An 18,059-nucleotide genomic window follows, 5' to 3' on the forward strand; every position below is an offset into this window, starting at 1 on the left:
GCCACCCGTTAGGGGTTCACGACCTAGACTTCTCTTCGGCCGAGCGCAGCGATGACCTGCAATGAGGCAGCTAACGTTTGACGGCAAACACACTGGCTTGCGCAAACACGCGTTCACGCTCAGTATCGAATTCGAGCACCTCCCATCCTGCCTTTTCGATCGCTAATTTCAGGGAACGCTCTGAAAAATGATTAGCATGAAAAACCGGATGCACATAAGTCCCATTCGGGTCCATTTCTTCGATAAAAGTCTTGATAAACAAGACTGCACCGGTATTCGCCATATTATACATTTTTTTAAGGTCTTCTAGTGGGGTGTAGGTGTGCTCTATATAATCCAAAGCGGTTATGAGATCATACTTTACCAAGGAATTTATCGGATCGTAATCTTGATAAATCCCGGCAAAGAGGTCTAGATTTAGCCGAGAGCGACCAACCTTGGCGGCATAGGGGTTGGCATCGCAGCCCGCAACGCGAAGGGTTGTGCCGTTCAAATCATGGCTTTGACGAGCAAAATGGAGGAACCAACCGACGGAGGTGCCAATCTCGAACAGTGAAACGGGATCCCGGCCGTGATTGGCCAGCCGGTACCAACGGGTCTGAAGATCGAGCAGGAATGCGTAGTAGGTTTCAAGCTGTCGTTTTTGCTCATCCGGCGTTCCGTGTGGCTCGCCGACCATCACGCCGTTCTCGTAAAGATTGATCGCTTCCTCGCGGGCGCCATCGCCGTGCAAGAAGTGATTGATGACGTAGCGTTCGCTCATGCGGCGATCATAATAACGTGTCGTACAATTTCGACACGAGACGAACTGGTAGCCCCAAATCTGATCCTGGCGCAGGACATCGACGTCCCGGCTGGCACAGACAGGGCACGGGACCTCGGTCTCCCAGCAGAGTTCGACCCGATCAGTCGGCAGCACGACAAGCTCATCCAGCAACGATGGTGACGGCGCCGGTGGCGCGGCAGCGTTTGCCGCATCGGCCTCCAGCAGGCCCGCGTAAGCCGGACTGATGTTCACGTGAACGTTGCGCATGCTGCCACGCTCCAGCGCCCGCCGAAGATTGGGGAGCAGGCGCTCGGGATGATGGACGAGATTGGTCGACCGATCGACAGCCTCATCGCCATCGATCAGATGTATGATCTGAACATGCTTGACGTTTAAGTCGGCAGCGAGATCGATGAAATCCGCAATCTCATCGACGTTCTGAAGTTGGGAAACGAAGTTGAAATATATCTCTGGCTTCGTTGTATTTTTCTCTAATTTCAACGACTGAAGACATCTAATATTATCGATCACGCGCTCAAAATTGCTCTTAAGCATGATCGCTTCGGCGGTTTGCCGGGTGGCGCCGTGAAGGGAGATCGACATCATGTCGAGCCCTGCCTCGATCAACCGCCGGGAAAAGGCCGGGACCAGCGGCATGGCATTCGTGGTGATCGCCGTGAATGCACCGCGATCGTGTGCGGTTTTCACCAGATCGAACAGGTCCTTGTTGAGCAGCGGTTCGGCATAGGCCCCGACAAAGTGGGCTGATTTGATGTTGAGATTGTCCGAGAGGCGATCGTATTCATCGACCGTCAGACGATAATACTCGTCCCGATCCTGACCGTTCTCGATCCGGATCGCCGGAGGGCACATCACGCAGGAAACGTTGCACCGGTTCAGGGTATTGAGGTCGAGGTTGATCGGGAACGCGCCGCCATCAAGGATCGCCTCGGGAATGGGCACGGGGTGATCGACCCGTGCGGGGGCAACCGGTGTCAGGTCCTCAGGACGCGGATAGGCAGCGAGGTCAGCGAGCTTCGCGCGTTCGACATACTCGTCGTACCGGGAAATCCGGGTCGACAGCAGGGTCGTCAATTCAGGTGAGCGAATGCCATTGTGGTAGGCGTGCAGGGCGGTGTGGAGCTGAAGAAGCCACGCCGGCCCATCGTGACGGTATTCACAAGTTCGGCAGTAGGGTGTCAGGTCATCGCCGCCGGCCAGAAGCGTTTCACGGACATGACGATATTTGTGGCCCCTCCAGACGGCTGCAAGGCCGTCGGCGCGGGCATTCCCCATGTTGGTGGCCTCGCGGTACGGCGGCGTCAGCGTACTCGCCGCAGAGCACAGCCTGATGCTTCCATCCGGCTCCTGGCTCGGCGTTGTGAAGGGCAGCATGCACAGTTTCGTCGGCGTCTCACCCGCGGCCACGCGACGCCGATCGAGAACCTCCGCGAAGAAGGCGTGGAATTTCGTCGTCTGGTGTTGCCATGTCCACGCAGCAGACTGGCGCAGGTTTTCCTGCGACAGCTGACGGAACAGCTCAGGACGACGCGCGAGGTTGCCAAGGGCGGCCGTCAAAGCCGGGACGGAGCGCTCCGACAGGATGAAGTCCTGCTGCAGCGGACCGAGCGCGTCGGGCACCACGCCGACATCGGTGCTCACGATCGGAACACCGCAGGCCAGGGCCTCCAGGACCGGATTGGGGGTGCCTTCAACTTCCGAGGTGCAGACGAGCACATCGAGCCGCGCGTAATAATCTACCATCTGCGCGTGGGGGATGAACCCCGCGGCGCGATCGGCCAGATCTAGTTCGATCGCGAGGCCCTCCATGCGCAGCGCCGCGATGGCTGGGATCAGGATCGTGTGCACGCCCTTGCTGTCGCGCTCGCGCATCCAGTGGCTGTTGCCGACCCATCCGACCCTCAGCGCCCGATCCGGCAGTTCATCGAATCGCGCGAGATTCTTGGGGTAGAACAGCTCGGGATCGACCCCGTCGGGAATGGTGGCCGCGGGGGGGCGGAAGTGCTCGTGGCGCGCGTAGGAGAGCGCTAGCCGGTCGGACGAGACCGTGTAGGCCGTCGCATGCCGATTGAGCGCCTCGGCCATGAGCTCAGCCTCCTCCCCGTCTGCGAAGAGGTGATCGTAGACCGAGGTCGTGAAGCAGGCCGGCGCGATGAAGCGGATCCGGAACTCGTCCATGCTGAGGCCGAGGAACCTGACGTAATCGGCAAGGCCGGAGCCATAGAAGCCTTGGTCGCCCAGAAGCGTCAGGAGCGGGCGCCAGAAGACATGCACCAGGTCGAACTCGTGCGCACGCAGTAGGATTTGTCCGAAGGCTTGAGGCCCTCCGGGCTGCCAGGTGCCGGCATGGCCGGCATCGGCCCAGCGCGCCTGTTCGATCTCCCCGAGACGGTGGGTCGAGAGAATCTCGAAGTCGTAGCGATGTCCGAGATGCTTGGTGAGTTGCCGGGCGATGTTGGCGTAAGCCCAGTTCTCCATATCGACGACGAGAGCGATGCGCGGCGTCCGGCGCACAGGGACGCGCGGCTTTGTTTCGGCAGATGCAATGCCCTCGCCCGCCGGGACGAGGCCCTGGTGCTGCTCGCGTCCCCTCAGCCAGGCGTCGATCCCAGAGCTCCAGACCCGAAACCCGTGTTTCCTCTCGAAATGCGCGGCCGACTCGCGCAGGATCTGTCGTGAGTAGCGCGTGCTCTCATACTGGAGGTCACTGTCGCGCTCGGCCCGCGGATGATCGTGGACGAAGTCCGTGATCGAGCTGGAGCCGACTTTGTAGCCGAGCCGAAACAAGCGCAGGCTGAATTCGATGTCCTCGAAGCCGACGAGCATCGCGTCGTCGAAGCCGCCGGCTGCCGTGAACGTCGTCGCCTTGAGGAGGCTCGCGCCGCCGAAGAGGAACGAGCAGAGGAAGCCATCGCCGGATGGACTCACCTCGGCGGCGCGAGCGAGGTCGGCACCGGGCGGCAGCATGCAGGCGGTCGAGAGAAACGGCGTCGACCCGTCGATGATCGCGGGGTCGAGGTGGCCCCCGTAGGAATAGAACGTCGCCCGGTCGGGATTGAGCAACGGCACGCTGAGAAAGTGGCACCCGAGCGTCGCGAGATCACGGGCCAGCTGTGGCAAGGGATTGCCTGTGAGCAGAATGTCGTTGTCGAGAGACAGGATCCAGTCGGTGCGGACGGCAGCAAACCCGCGATTGCGGCCACCCGCGACGCCGTGGTTCTGGCCGAGCTCGAGGATCTCGTAGGGAAACGGGCACTCTGTCGTGAAGAAGCGCGTCAGCGCTGCAAGCTCGGCGGGGTCCGATCCGTTATCGACGACGAGGATCCGGCCGGCAAATCCCGGCACCTGCTCGATCAGCGAACGCACCAGGCGTTCGGACAAGCTGGCGCGGTTCATCGACAGAAACACGAGGGTGAGGTTCGAACCGTCGCTGCCGATATTGGTCTGCGACCAGGTCGGATGCGTCTCATCGAGCCAGGAATGCCGATCGTCGACGAAGAAGGAGACCTGTCGCATCATGGTGCCTGGATTGTCTCAGCAGCTCGGCCGCACGCCGTCCACCCGGGTGCTGTCCACCCGGGCGCAAGCATGACCGGCACGAGGCCGATCGCCAGCGAAAAGAACCCGCAATGCGTCAGTGTGATGGCTCTGGATTCCCATGGGGACGAAGCGGCCGTGCCTCCTGTGCGCCGTGCAGGATGAAGTGGATCAGCGCGTTTTCGTTCGCCTCCGCCACATCGGGATTGGCCAGGAGATAGGCGGATGCTTCGAAACGAGAGCCCATCGGGCGCCGCTGGCCATCGCCGTGCAGAAGATAGTGCAGGACCGGCTCGAATGCGGCCGCCAGCACGTCCGGATTGGCCGCGTTGTAAGCATCGCGATCCAACAGCCCGGACGCCTCGATCAGGCGCTGGCGGACGCCGACATCCGCCTGAGAGGGCGGCCAGGGCACGAGACGGGTGCAGTCGGCCTCATAGGCCGCCAGCATGCGCTTGATCGGTGTTCGCGCGTTCAGGGTCGCGAGGCTCCGGCGGCGCGCAACGAACTGTCGGATCGCGGCGAGGCAAGCCTCGGCGATGGCGAGGCGCTCGGCGGCACTCTCGGCCTGAATGCGATGGGCCGCGGTAATCGCCACCTGGCGTATCGCACCGTCGGCGGCGTTCTGCTCAGCGGCGCGCGAGGCTGCGGCGGCGATGTCCTCCGCCGCGACGGCTCGCTGGGTCAGGGCCTGCACCTCGGCGCTCAGCCGGGCGACGCTCTGGCCGAGAACGTCGTTTTCGGCACGCAGGGCCGCCGCCTGGATCCGGACCGCCTGGGCGGCGCTCACCACAGCCTCGCGCTCGGACCGGACGACCGACAGGCCTTCACGACCGCGCGTGATCTCGCGCTCTTTCTCGATCAGGTTCGCTTGGAGCGACGCGATCTCGCGCTCCGTCTCGGTCAACCGGCCGCGAAGCGCGGCCATCTCGCTCGCCTCCTCCCGTTCCGCTTGGATCAGCTGTCGCAACTGGGCCAGCTGTGCGCTCACCGCTGTCGCCTCCGCTGCGGAACTCGCCTCAGCTGCGGCGCGCAACGCGACCACCTGGGTCAGGGCGTCCTCCTTCTGCGCATAGCGCGTCATCGACATCGGGAAGAACGCCCCTCCGGTGACGGCAAGGCCGTCGGTGTTCCACAGACCCATGAAATAACTGGCATTGGCCGGCGTGACGACATCCGCCCCGTCCGGCCCGCACAGCAGCGCCGAGGCGAGGGGCTCGGCCTCGACGTAGACGCTCGGCCCCCCTGGCAGCGCCGTCGCGTCGACGGGTAGTGTGGTGAAGCCGAGGGCGGCCGTGCCCAGCAGCCAGCGCGAGGCCGGGCCGAGCGTCGCCTCGGTCAGACGCCGAAATTCGGAAAACCGGTACTTGCGCAGGTGAAACGGATTGCTGGCGTACTGGGGATAATACCAATGATCGTTCGGGCAGGTGATGCAGACGATGCAGCCCGGCGCCATCAGACTCCGCAACTGGCGCAGCATCCGCTCCGGATCGGCGACATGCTCGATCGTCTCGATGCATACGATCAGGTCGTAGGCCGTCGCCTCACCATCCCTGAGCGCCGCCTGGCCGTCGGCGGTCAAGAAGCGCAGGTTCTCAAGTTGGAACGTCGCGGCGGCCGCGGCCACCGCATCCCGACTCACGTCGACACCATCGACGACCACGGCTCCGGCCTGCGCCATCAGCCAGGATCCGTAGCCCTCGCCGCAGGCGAGGTCGAGGACACGCCGGCCCTCGCATAGCGGAAGCACCGGGGCATAGCGGGCCAGATGGATCGAGGCTTCCAGCGCCGAATAGGGCGAGCCGGGCGAGACCTGCAGGCGCTCCAAGGCCGAATTCCTTATGTTCGCCGGCGCGCTCGCGGCGGATGACCGGCGGGTGAATCGGCTTTGGCCGAGGGCGCGCTGTAGCAAATTTGGACGGAGTCTCAAGGTTGCACAGGGATCACGTCGCGAGCGCGCGGCTGTGGTCGCTCGCGATCGTGGCCGGCGAGATCGGCGCGGGGGCGGCCGTGGTCAATCACATGCCGCTCTTCCTCGCCGGAACAACCTGAGATCCTTGCCAGGTGCCGTGATCGCGCCCCTGCTGCGCAGCACAGGCGGGCCCTGGCCCGCGTCCACCCCGCGTCCACGCTGGCAAATACCGAGATCCTTCTTGCGGGGCGCACAAGGATGCCGGCGAGGCCATGGTTTGCAGCGCACAAGCCCGCGTTTCGTCGCGAAAAGGCTGCCGAAGTGCAAGACCGGCAAAAGATCTCAGCCGGCCATGCGCGATGCGACACCAACATCAACACCACGCAACCTCGTCGCCGAAGTTGCGTATGCTTTTTCCTGTTTCTTCGCTATGATCCGCCCGGGTAGCGATCATTTTCTTCTATTGAAAAACTTCCAAGCGAACGGTCACCAAATTTATCGGCTTCGGGGCGAGATGGAGAGTCAAGATTGATATTTCCATTTCTCCACAGGGTGGCGTAAATGCGACTGTGGTCGATATGCAATGCTTGGCAACGTCGTTAACCAGGGCTTGATTGAGCCTTAACGGATCGTTGACAGTTAAAAAACTCTCACTTATCAGCCTCTAAGAGTAGTCATTCTCCTTACTATGGAAGCAGGCTAGGCCGGCGGCGATGAGCGAGCGTGTCACCTCTGTCTCCTTGAAGAGAGGCCTGTTTGCGCTGCGATATGTCCGATCCGGCGCAGCGGGTGCCGTGCCCACCGTATCGGTGCAGGCGGCTACCGGCTCGGAGGCTGTGATCGTGGTGATCTCGGCCCCCGGCGCGCGCTCCGGTGTGCTTCTGGCGCCCGGCGGCAGCCTCGTGGTGCGGGCCGAACAGCCCGGCGCCCTGCGAGTGACGGTCCGGCCTCAGGATGGCGGCTCGGCCGACGCCGAGTTGCAGCTTGAGCCTCTGCATGCCGGACTGCCGAGCCTCGTCGGCGATGCCATCGGCACCGGACGCCTCGGTGCTCGCGTTGATAACGCCCCAACGCAGCCGGAGCGGGCCCCGGCGCGCCTGGAGGTGATGGGGCATGTCTCGCGGCGCGGCGATGTCAGCGTCGGCGCCGGACAATGGATTGCGGGACCCGACGCCCCGGCCCCGATCGAGGGCTTGGCGCTGCGCGCCCTCGATCGACCGGGACTGGCGATTGAATATCAGGTTCTAATCGGGGGATCGGATGCCGCCTGGACCCGCTGGACGACCGAGGGTTACGTCGGGACCCGGGGCAAATTCAAGTCTCTGCACGGGATTCGTCTGCGCCTGACAGGTGCCGATGCGTCTGCTTTCGAGGTCGAGGCCGAAGCACTGTTTTTGGGCTCGGCCACGGCCTTTCGCAAGGGTCGTGAGATCGAACTCATCAGTCATGCTGCGGCCGATCCTCTGGTTGGCCTCAAGCTTGCCTTAATATCGGGACATGGGCTGCCACCATCGGTTGAATACCAAAATGCGACAGCGGCCGATGATCAGTCTGGAGCACGCGCCGGTCGCGTGCGGGTGTTCCGGGCATCCGGGATGCGCTCTTAAACAATAATCTTGGTTCTTGCGGGCCGGATCTGGGGGACAGTTATGGCAACGGCGTATAATACTAGCGTATCGGATCTCGATCAGCACCCGATCGATCCGACGACGCGTGCAGAGATCGCACAGGCGCTGGCCCTGTCGCAGAAGACCGGCAGTGATACGGTCACGATCGAGGCGCCCTCCACGGATGGCACCTACACGCTCGCCTCCAACACCAACGTCTTCGCGGCGACGGTTTCGGGTAGCTACACGCTCGACACGAGCCAGTCGGCCGGCGTTCCGATCATCGCTACCGGCGCGGACCCGGTCGTTCTGACCTTGACCGGCGGCGTCGCGGCCGATGTGATCGTCGGCTCGGGCGGCGCCTACGTCACCGGCGGAACCGGCAACGATACGATCCAGGGCGGTGTCGGCAGCGACGTGCTCTTCTCAGGCTATGCCGGTGGCGACCACAAGATCAGCTCGGGCGGCGGCAACGATTCGCTCTATGGCGGCACCGGCGCCGACACCCTGACGGGTGGCATGGGCCCCGGTGCCGGCAGCAACGTTCTGGTCGGTGGAACCGGCAAGAACGTGCTGCAGGGCGGCGACGGCAACGACTCCCTGTACGGCGGAGGCCAGAGCCTACTCTTGGCCGGCTCGGGCAAGCAGACCCTCGGCGGCGGTTACTATCAGACCGCGCACGACACGTTGGTCGGCGGCACCAACAACGATCTACTGATCACCTTCCGCGGCAACAACACTTTGAGCACGGGTAACGGCTTCGGCAGCGACACCCTGATCGGTGGCGCGGGCAACGACACCCTGACGGCGGTCCACGGCAACAACGTGCTGTTTGGCGGCTCGACCCCCGACGCGGACGGCAAGCTTGGCATCAGCGTGCTGCAGGGCGGCGATGGCGCCGACACCCTCTATGGCGGCGGGCGCAGCGATCTGCGCGCTGGCTCCGGCAACCAGACTCTCGGCGCCGGCTATTATGCCAACGCGCAGGACACCCTGACCGGCGGCAGCGGCAACGATCTGCTGATCACCTTCAACGGTAACAACACGTTGACCACCGGCAGCGACGGCAGCAGCGACACCCTGATCGGCGGTGCGGGCAACGATACGCTGACTGCGGTCCACGGCAACAACGTGCTGGTCGGCGGGTCGGGCCGAACCCTGGTGTTTGGTGGCGACGGCAACGACACCCTGTTCGGCGGCGGTCAGAGCGATCTGCGCGCCGGCACCGGCAACCAGACGCTCGGCGGTGGTTACATCGACAATGCGCACGACACCCTCACGGGCGGGGCGGGCAACGACCTGCTGATCACCTTCAAGGGCAACAACAGCCTGAGCACCGGCACGGGCTCGGGCCATGACAGCCTGTTCGGTGGCGCCGGCAACGACACCCTGACCGCCGTCCGCGGCGACAATCTGCTGGTTGCCGGGTCGGGCAAGTCGGTGCTGTATGGCGGCACCGGCAACGACACCCTCTACGGCAGTGGCCAGAGCGAGCTCCATGCGGGCTCCGGCAGCCAGACCCTGGGCGGCGGTTACAGCGCCGGCGCACACGACACCCTGTATGGCGGCAGCGGCAACAGCCTGTTGGTGGTCGGACAGGGCAACAATCAGCTGACCGGTGGAAGCGGCCACGACAGCCTGTTCGGTGGCTCCGGCAACGACACGCTCAGCGCTGGCGCCAACGGATCCGTCCTGGTGGCGGGCACCGGCAACACCCTGATGCAGGGCTCGACCGGAGTGGATCAGTTCGGGGTCAGCTCGCTGACGGGCAACGACACCATCGTCGGCGGTCGCGAAGACACCCTGGGCATCTACAACCACGACTCCTCGGCCGCTCGCTATACCCAGAACAGCAACGGCTCGACGACGATTACCTTCGAGGGTGTGGCCAATCACTCGATCACGGTGTCGGGCCTCGGCTCGGTCACCTACGGCGATGGCACGACCCACATCTTCACGGGCGGCAACAACTCGTAAGCCTGCTGGAAGGCCAAACACGATCGAGGGCGGAACGGGGCGGCGCAAGCCGCCCCGTTTGTTGTGGGGCATGGCGCCCCAATGGTCTATCGCTGACGCCGATCGGCCTCCTGGTCCTCGGACAATCCCCTTTCGCCTGGGACACCCATTGTCGGGATGGGGGACGAAGCAGATGGCGCGCGGTGACGGAGCTGCTGGGCGAGCATGAGCCGGTTTCAGGCTTGATACCGACCAACCCCGGCCGCCCGCATTGCGGGCTCAAGGCAGCCCATTGCAGATCATCGCCTTGGCGGTGGGCAAGCCGGTGGAAAAAATCCGGGTGTCGACCCGTGCTTGCGGCTAAGATCGGTCGCGATGAACATTCTCTTCGTGCACACCAACTTTCCGGGGCAGTTCGGGGCCCTGGCGCAGGTTCTGGCGGGCGACGGCAGCCATCGCGTCGCGGCGATCGGATCGCAGACGGCGCGCCCGGTGCCGGGCGTGCGCTTGCAGCGCTACCACTTCGACGATGTCGGCCATGCCGGCGTGCATACCTTCGCCCGGCGCTTCGATCGCGAGGCACGGCGCGCCGAACAGGTCCTCTACGCCCTGATCGCCCTGGAGGCGGATGGGTTTCGGCCCGACGTCATCATCGCCCATTCTGGTTGGGGCGAAACGCTGCCGCTCAAGGCGAAATGTCCTCAGGCACGACTGATCGTCTATTGCGAGTTCTATTATCGCGAGACGGGGCAGGACGTGCATTTCGATCCCGAGTTTCCCCGGCTCGGCGTCGACGGCCTGACGAGCCTTCGCGCCAAGAACGCCAACCAGTTGCTGGCGCTGATCGACTGCGATATGGGGCTGTCGCCGACCGCCTGGCAGCGCTCGACCTATCCGCCGGAGTTCCAGCACAAGATCGCCGTCATCCATGAGGGCGTCGATGCCGAGCGGGTGCGTCCCGATCACCAGGCCCGCTTTGCCCTCAGCAACGGCCGTGTCCTGACTCGGGATTCGCAAGTGATCAGCTTCGTGTCGCGCAATCTGGAGCCGATGCGCGGCTACCACATCTTCATGCGGGCGCTCCCGGAGATCCTGCAGGCCTGCCCGGGGGCCGAGGTCGTCGTGGTCGGCGGGGACGACGTGTCCTACGGCGACCGCTCGCCGGATGGCCGCTCGTGGAAGGATGTTTTCCGATCGGAGGTCGCCCGCTCGATCGATCCGTCTCGCGTGCACTTCGTGGGAAAGCTGGCCTACCAGGCCTATCTGGAGCTGCTGCAGATCTCAGCCGCCCATGTCTACCTCACCTATCCATTCGTGTTGTCGTGGTCGCTCGTCGAGGCGATGAGCGCCGGGTGCCTGGTGATCGCCTCGGACACCGCGCCCCTGCGCGAGGTGGTGCGGCACGGCGAGAACGGCCTGCTCGTGCCGTTCTTCGATCGGCGCCAGCTGTCGCGCGCCGTCATCGACGCGCTGCAACGGCCCGAGGTCTATCGTCAGCTCCGTGAGGCTGCGCGGCGGACCGCTGTGTCCGCGTTCGATCGCCGTGCCGTCACCGAGCGGCTGCTCGCCCTGGTGCTGGGACAGCGCACGCCGGAGCGGCAGGGGGCCTGAGCTCGTCCCGAACCGGGCTGATTCGCAGCGCGCGGATGCTGTCGTCCGGGGGCAGCGCCGAAGCAGAACAGGACTTCGGACGCGTCCTTGCGCGCGCGAGGGCTGTCGGCGGCGCGTCGGACCCACCGTCACGGTCGGCCGTCGGCCTCACTACAGGCCGGCCGGGATCGGTCGGCCGGCCCCGACGCGCCGCGTGCGGGCCGACAGCGTCCGTGGGGCGTCGGCCAGAGCCGTGTAGGGGTCATCCGAGAGGGCCAGGAGCGGGCTGTAGCCGGGATCGGTTTGCAGCACCTCGCCCCAGCGTGCCCGAAGGGCGGCCAGTTCGCGCTGGTAGCGGTGCCGCTGATCCGGGCGCCGGTCGGCGCCGCGGCTCGCCGAGCCGAGATGTAGCGCGTCGAGATGGGGCGTGAGCACGACCCGCCCTCCCCGCGCCAGGAGTTTGAGGCAGAGGTCGACATCGTTGAAATTGACCGGAAACCAGGCCTCATCCATGCCGCCGACCGCAAGATAGGCCGCGCGCCGGACGAGCAGGCAGGCCCCGGTCACGGCGGAGGGTTCGCTCGCCACCCGCAGCAGATCGCCGTAGCCGGGATCACCGTGAAAGCGGTCGTCGAAGGCATGCGTCGCCGACAGATTCGGGCCACAGACGATCCCGCCATGCTGAACGATGCCGCTTGGCCAGCGCAGGACGGCCCCGGCGGCCTGCGTCGTCGGCTCCGCGAGCCGGCCGAGCAGTTCGTCGAGCCATCCCTCTCCGCCCATCACGACGTCGTTGTTCAGAAACAGCACGAGGTCGCCCCGCACAGCCGCCACCGCGCGGTTGCACAGCCGGGCGTAGTTGAACGGCCCCGGCTCGACGAGAACACGGCCGCCCTCGCCGGTCACGCGCTCCAATAAGGCATGCGTCGCCGGATCGGACGAGCCGTTGTCGACGATGACGAGTTCGGCGCCGCGCCGACGCAGGGCCGGCCGGATCGAATCCAAGCAGTTGCGCAGCAAATCGGCACGATCGCGCGTGGGAATGACCACGCTGAGCTCTGCGCTCGGTGGGGTCCGCGCGACGTGCACCGCGGGGAGGACGGATCCCCGCTTGGCCTGTACGGTCGCTGCGATTCCGCGCGCGACGAGATGCTGTCGCGTCGCCGCGTGAAGCTGGCGCGTCGCGGCGTCGAGATCCAAGGACGGGATCCGTGCGGCGATGCCCGGCAGATGCACAACCGCCTCCGACGGCGCATCGCGCGAATCGAACTGCATGTTGGCAAGGCGGAACAGGCTCGCGGCTCCGAGGCGAGTGGCGTCCCGTGCAGCCGCGATCGGGATGAGGAAGGCGAGTGCGCCGTAGCCCTGTTCGAGCCAGCGCTCGTAGTCGAAGCTCGGAAAGCCAAGCAGGGCCGCGCGCGCATCGTCGCCGAGCGCGATATCGCCGTAGACGAGCCGTGCCGTCGGTGTCGCGGCAAGCGCCGCGGCGAGACGCAGTGCGGCGTTCGGCCGGAATTCGGTGCCAGCGGGCACGCAGAGCAGGGCGTGGCACTGCCGCGCCTCTCGGTCGAGGAAGACCGAGAGATCCTCGCTGGCGAAGCCGAGGCGATCAGCCGAGGGAAGCGCCGCGGCGATCCAGTTCAGGCCGTCCTGCCGATCGAGGCTCTGAAGCGTCCGCTCGACCGCCTCCGGCTCGGTTCCGATGATGGCGAGGGCGAGCGGCGGCGGCGGCTGCGCCGGCGCCGCTAGGGCGTGGCGATCGAGCCAGCCCTGCGGATCCGTCAGCGGCCAGGATCGCGGCAGCAGCGCCTCGAACATGGTGGCGCGCCACTGCGCGAGGCCAGGCTCGGGTCCGTAACGCGCGCTGACGAGATCGGTCAGGGCATCGGGAAACGCGACGAGGCGGAGCGGGCTCCCCCGCAGGGGCTGGCCGTCGCCGTCCGTCACCACGAGCCGCTTCTCGTGGCCATCGGCGAGCTCCAGCGGCAGATGCAGGGTGAATCCGGGCACGGCGCGGGCACCCCCGACATCGTCGAGATGGTGCCAGCGATCGGCCGGCGCCCGCGCCAGGAGCCGGCCATCGAGACTGACCCGCACCTCCGGCGTCATGCCCGAGGGCCGCGCAAGCCAGCCGGCGATGTGGCGCTGGCCGATCCAACGCACGTGGCCGGCGCCCTCGTCGCGGCCGGTTTCGTCGGCAGGAGCCACGGCGAGGGAGAGGGGCCGAGCTGGCGAGACCTCGATATTGGCGACCATGATCTGCGCCTGCCCGCCCCCCGAGAGCATCTCTGCGCTGAGATGAAACGCGAATCCGTAACAGCCGTCCTCCAGGGCCGCTTGCGCCAGGCTCTCGACGAATCCATCGGCCCGGGTCCACGCGATCGGGATGCCGTCAATGCGCAACTCCACGACGAACCGCGTCGAGAGCCTGTTGCGATCGTAGCAATAGCCGGCGAGCGCGCGGGGCCCGACCCGGTCGAGCCTGGCGCAATACTCGGCAGGTGCGGGCGCGCTCACGACGCCATCTCCGACGCGGCGGCCGCAGGCGTCGCGGCCGGCAGGGACCAGTCGAGGATGCGCGCGACGGCCTGGTGATCATCCCAGCGCGGATCGAGCGCGAGATCGCCGGGGTGCGCGACGTAGCCTCCGTACGACCAGTCGAAATATCCGACGCCCTTTGCGACGAAGGGCCGGGCCGCCTCCAGCCCGTGAAACAGGCCTGTGCGGCAGGGCAGGATCAGCCTGTCGCAGCCATGGGTCGTGAGGACCCGGCCGAGGTCGTCCTCGGCGATCGCACCGGTGACGAAGACACGACCGCCGGCAAGCAGCGAGAGATCGTTCAAGGTCGCGCCGACGACCACGATCTGCAGGTCGGACCGGGCGCGCGCCAGCGCGGCGCGAAGCGTCAGAAGGAACCGCGTCGCGGCGCCCGTGGCGACGGGGACGAGCACGGAGAGCGTTGAAGACCCCGTGGCGACGGCCGTGCGGACGCGGCCTGACGCGTTTCCCTGGCAGCGGGGTTTTGGATCGATCCGCCACGCGGCCGGCGTGCCGTGGAGCGCGCGCCGTGTCGCGGCGAGCGCCAGGGCATCGCTGACCAGAATGCGATCATCGGCGCGAAGGAGGCTCAGCCAGGAGGGCGGCCGTAAGTCGCCCGGCGCGCCTGCTTCGGGATCGGGTATCGCTGACGCCGGGTTGGGCTCCGCGCCGGCGGGAACACCCAAGGCCCCGGCCTCGGCAATGAGCACATCGATCGGAGGTCCCAATGCCTGCAGCGCCGCGACAAGTCCCGGCGGGCAGCGCTGGAGGTCGAGACACTCGATTCGCGCGATCGCGGCGCGGCGCAGATAGGCGCATAACCGGTCGAGCTCGTTCGGGCGGTCGATGGCGAAGCGAAGCGATTGCGGCACCTCGCCGAGGGCGCTTCTGAGCCTGACGGTCTCGCCCGTGGCGGCGACGTGGGTCGGGACGCTGTCATCTCCGCTGACACTGAGCAGAAGGACCCGTTCTCCGGCGTCGAGCGCCGTGCGGATTCGCGACCGTGTGGTCGGATGCGCCTCTGGCAGTCCCGTCACCAGCAGCAGCCCGTGGGCCGGGGGCGGTATCTGGCGTTCGATCTCGGCAAAGATCGCCCGCAGGGGCGTCGCGCGGAAGAAGGCGGCGCTCTCGCGGTCGAGGCTCGGGAAGCGCGCCGTGATCGTCTCCAGGTTCTGCACCACGAGGGCGCGCTTGTCGCTGCGAAACGAGCGCGATCCCGCATGGCCGACCACGAGATTGGTGGCGCAGAGGTTGCGGTATCCGAGATCGCGTGCCCGCAGGCAGAGATCGACATCCTCGTAATAGCCACGGCCATAGATCTGCGCGATCCCGCCGAGCGCCGCCCAGCAGCCCCGGCGCACCAGCATGCAGAAGCCGATGCCAGTCGGCAGATCGATCGCAGGCGCGGCAACGTTGGCGGCCGCCGCGTCCCAGGCCAGCAACGCCGGCCAGTCGGGAAGCGGATTGAGCGTGAAGGGAACGGGAAAGCTCGTCAGTTCGCCGTTGTTCGACAGCGGCGTCACCGTGCCGGCGGCGGGATCCGCGTCGAGGACGCCGAGCAGGCGTGCGATCGCGTCCGGGGGCAGGAGCGTGTCGGCATTCAGGATCAGGATGTCGCCCGTACCGGCCGATGTGGCGGCACGATTGACCGAGGCAGCAAAGCCGAGATTGCGCGGGTTGCGTAGCAGCTGAAACGCGCCTCGCCCTGCCCGCTCGACGAGATCGGCGACGAGATCCGGGTTGGGACTGGCATCCTCGATCACCACCACCGCGATCTCACCGCGTGGCAAGCGTTGCGCCTTCAGGCTGTCGAGGCAGGCCAGGGTCGCCGCGCGATCCTCGTAGACGGGCACGATCACGAGAACCGTGGCGTCCCGCGAGCGATCGAGCGACGGCAGGCTGAAGTCAGGCTCCAGCGGCTCGAACACCCGCTCCCAGCCGGCGGTGGGCGAATCCGCCTCACACTGGAGGTGGAGGCTCATTGTTGGCCGGCGCGGCACGGTGAGTTGGGTGGCACAGCGCGTCGCGGTCGCGAGCGGGTGGCGCTCGTCGGGCTGGAGGCGAAACGGCTCAACGTGTGTCGTCTCGCGCACCCGACAGCTCACGGAGGCGCCGCGGGGCCAACTGACCCAGCCGCTCACCTCGTACGGGCCTGCTTCGAGTTGAGCCAGCACCCTCGTCGCGGCGCAGTCGAGCTCGGCGATCGCCTGCGCAAGCTGTGCAGGGGTTGCCTGCTGACTGCTGATCATGGCGCCGGCGGCCTCCGTGCGCTCCGCGCCCTCAAGGCAACGCAGGGCCATCTGGTTCACGAGCGGATCGTTGGGATCGAGCTCGCGCGCCTTGCGCGCGTCGTCGGCGGCCCCGGTCCAGTCGCCCAAGCGATGCGAGGCCTCGGCCCGCAGGAGATAGTCCCTCGCCTGCGGAACCGGTCGGATCCGGCAGCGTCGATCGGCATAGGCGAAGGCAGCGGTGAGCCAGCCCCGTTCGAGGGCGCGGGCGGCGAGCCGGGTCAAGCCCTCCGCGTGGAATCCCGGCGACAGCACCATCACCAAAAGAGCGTCGACCTCGTCCCGGATCCGCGAGAGACCGACCGAGGCCGGCAGCAGGCGATCCTCGGACACCCTCTCTCCCGGCCGCGTTGTATCGAGGGCCTGTCCCATCGCGCCGTCTCGCCCCTGCGACTCGGACGGGCCTAACGCCCGACGTAGCGGTCGTTCCCGGTCGCTTCCTGATGCAACACGACGGCGGCGGCAACGGGAGCGATGACGAGGCTCAGTCCAAACAGCACGATCAGCCAGCTCGACCGTCCGGGCCGCTCGTCGAGACGGACGGTACCGTAGAGAACGATCGGCATGCCGACGATCACACCCAATGCGCTCAACAACAGAGCCGTCGTCATGGAAAACCTCCGGGCAGGTCTGGGCTTCAGCCCCGCCTCGACCACGTCGCGGGCCTGGACCTGCGTATCATGTGACAGACGGGCTGCAAGCGAGCCACGTCAGCAACACTCAGACCCCGGCACCGCAACTCTCGGTTCGTCTGAGCTGGGATCCGATGGCGGCATTGTGCCATGCCGTGTGCCATGCCGTGCCGCGCGAGGCAGCGCGTTTGCAGTGATCACCGACGGCAGCGACCGGGTCAAGGCGCGGTCCAAGCCAGCGGCGACGGACGCAGGATGGTCGAGTGGTTCGCGCGCGACGGACGGAGCTGGATGCCGTCGCTTCGCGCGAGGAGAACCGCACCAGGCAACACCTGTGCCCAACACTTCGCCCACGGCGGCCGTGTCTTTGGCGCGACGGCGCGTCCCCGGGCCGCGTTGGCCTGCTTGCCAAGACGGCCTGCCCGGAGCGATGGTGCGCGCGCTACCCATGATCGCTGTCCGCGCTGGAACGTCGGAGACACCCTTGTCATTTTCTTCGCGCCCCGGGCGCCAAAAGCGTGTCCTCAACACGGGTAGCGGTCCCTACAATCCAGCCAAACTCCATCGGGCCTTTGCGACCTCGGACTGGCAGGAGATCCGGCTCGACATCGACGCTAGAGTTGAGCCCGATCACGTCGGCTCGGTCACGAATATGCGATCCTTCGCGCCGGATGCGTCGTTCGATGCGATCTGGTCCTCGCACAATGTCGAGCATCTCCACACACACGAGGTCGACACGGCCTTCCGTGAATTCGGGCGTGTGCTTCAGCCCAACGGTTTTGCCCTGATCACCTGTCCCGATCTCGACGCGATCGTGCGCCTGATCGCCGACGGGAAGATGCACGACGTGATCTACACCTCCCCGGCGGGTCCGATCACGCCGTTCGACATGCTCTACGGTCACTCCGCCTCGATCGCCGCCGGCTTTGGCTATATGGCCCACAACACTGGCTACACGGCTGAACGGCTCGGGCGCGTCGCCCTCGCCGCCGGGTTCGGAGAGGTTCGGGTCAAGCGCGGACGTTTTCTCGACCTCTGGGCGCTCGCTCTGATGCCGGGTACGCGTGCCACCGACTTGGCGCCGCTGTTCCACGACACGGAGCAGCGCGATCTGCTTGCTTGATCGCAGTTCCTGAGGGTCCAAGAGCGATTTGGCTGCGTTTCCTCACGCTCTCCTTGGGCTGGCTCGTTGAGCAGAGGCTATCAATCGTC

At 66.1% G+C, this 18,059-nt stretch carries 10 protein-coding genes; 5 read left to right on the forward strand and 5 right to left on the reverse strand.

Annotated features, from left to right (window positions below):
- Nucleotides 1–70: 70 nt before the first annotated feature.
- Nucleotides 71–4,306, reverse strand: a complete 4,236-nt coding sequence (locus MHA02_RS20965) for a radical SAM protein (protein WP_147082423.1) — start codon at nt 4,304–4,306, stop codon at nt 71–73.
- 115 nt (nt 4,307–4,421) lie between these two features.
- A complete protein-coding gene (locus MHA02_RS20970; RefSeq protein ID WP_170249397.1) occupies nt 4,422–6,152 on the reverse strand; it encodes a class I SAM-dependent methyltransferase in 1,731 nt (576 codons plus the stop codon).
- Nucleotides 6,153–6,513: 361 nt separating this feature from the next.
- Between MHA02_RS20970 and MHA02_RS20975 the strand changes: the two genes are divergently transcribed.
- The 4 genes from MHA02_RS20975 to MHA02_RS20990 all read left to right on the forward strand — a co-directional run bounded on the left by MHA02_RS20975 (nt 6,514) and on the right by MHA02_RS20990 (nt 11,410).
- On the forward strand, nt 6,514–6,768 hold the full coding sequence (locus tag MHA02_RS20975; RefSeq protein ID WP_147082427.1) for a hypothetical protein: 255 nt from the start codon (nt 6,514–6,516) through the stop codon (nt 6,766–6,768).
- Between the two features lie 181 nt (nt 6,769–6,949).
- Nucleotides 6,950–7,843 (forward strand): hypothetical protein, encoded by an 894-nt coding sequence (locus tag MHA02_RS20980; protein ID WP_147082428.1) that lies wholly within the window; start codon nt 6,950–6,952, stop codon nt 7,841–7,843.
- Between the two features lie 42 nt (nt 7,844–7,885).
- Nucleotides 7,886–9,820, forward strand: a complete 1,935-nt coding sequence (locus tag MHA02_RS20985) for a beta strand repeat-containing protein (RefSeq protein ID WP_147082430.1) — start codon at nt 7,886–7,888, stop codon at nt 9,818–9,820.
- A gap of 354 nt (nt 9,821–10,174) precedes the next feature.
- Nucleotides 10,175–11,410: a glycosyltransferase gene (locus tag MHA02_RS20990; protein ID WP_147082432.1), complete on the forward strand. Its 1,236-nt coding sequence runs from the start codon at nt 10,175–10,177 to the stop codon at nt 11,408–11,410.
- 150 nt (nt 11,411–11,560) lie between these two features.
- Here MHA02_RS20990 and MHA02_RS20995 read toward each other — a convergent pair whose 3' ends face one another.
- The 3 genes from MHA02_RS20995 to MHA02_RS21005 all read right to left on the reverse strand — a co-directional run bounded on the left by MHA02_RS20995 (nt 11,561) and on the right by MHA02_RS21005 (nt 16,826).
- Nucleotides 11,561–13,906 carry a glycosyltransferase family 2 protein gene (locus MHA02_RS20995; protein ID WP_147082434.1) on the reverse strand — a complete coding sequence of 782 codons (2,346 nt, stop codon included), beginning with the start codon at nt 13,904–13,906 and terminating at the stop codon, nt 11,561–11,563.
- On the reverse strand, nt 13,903–16,548 hold the full coding sequence (locus tag MHA02_RS21000) for a glycosyltransferase (RefSeq protein ID WP_170249399.1): 2,646 nt from the start codon (nt 16,546–16,548) through the stop codon (nt 13,903–13,905). The genes MHA02_RS20995 and MHA02_RS21000 overlap by 4 nt, the downstream gene beginning before the upstream one ends.
- A gap of 71 nt (nt 16,549–16,619) precedes the next feature.
- The gene (locus MHA02_RS21005; protein ID WP_147082438.1) at nt 16,620–16,826 is read right to left on the reverse strand and encodes a hypothetical protein; all 207 of its coding nucleotides are present in this window, start codon (nt 16,824–16,826) and stop codon (nt 16,620–16,622) included.
- A gap of 505 nt (nt 16,827–17,331) precedes the next feature.
- Here MHA02_RS21005 and MHA02_RS21010 point away from each other — a divergent pair.
- Nucleotides 17,332–17,970: a class I SAM-dependent methyltransferase gene (locus tag MHA02_RS21010; RefSeq protein ID WP_238180529.1), complete on the forward strand. Its 639-nt coding sequence runs from the start codon at nt 17,332–17,334 to the stop codon at nt 17,968–17,970.
- Nucleotides 17,971–18,059: the final 89 nt, after the last annotated feature.

Origin of the sequence: Methylobacterium haplocladii, from assembly GCF_007992175.1 — a bacterium.
Classification (GTDB): domain Bacteria; phylum Pseudomonadota; class Alphaproteobacteria; order Rhizobiales; family Beijerinckiaceae; genus Methylobacterium; species Methylobacterium haplocladii.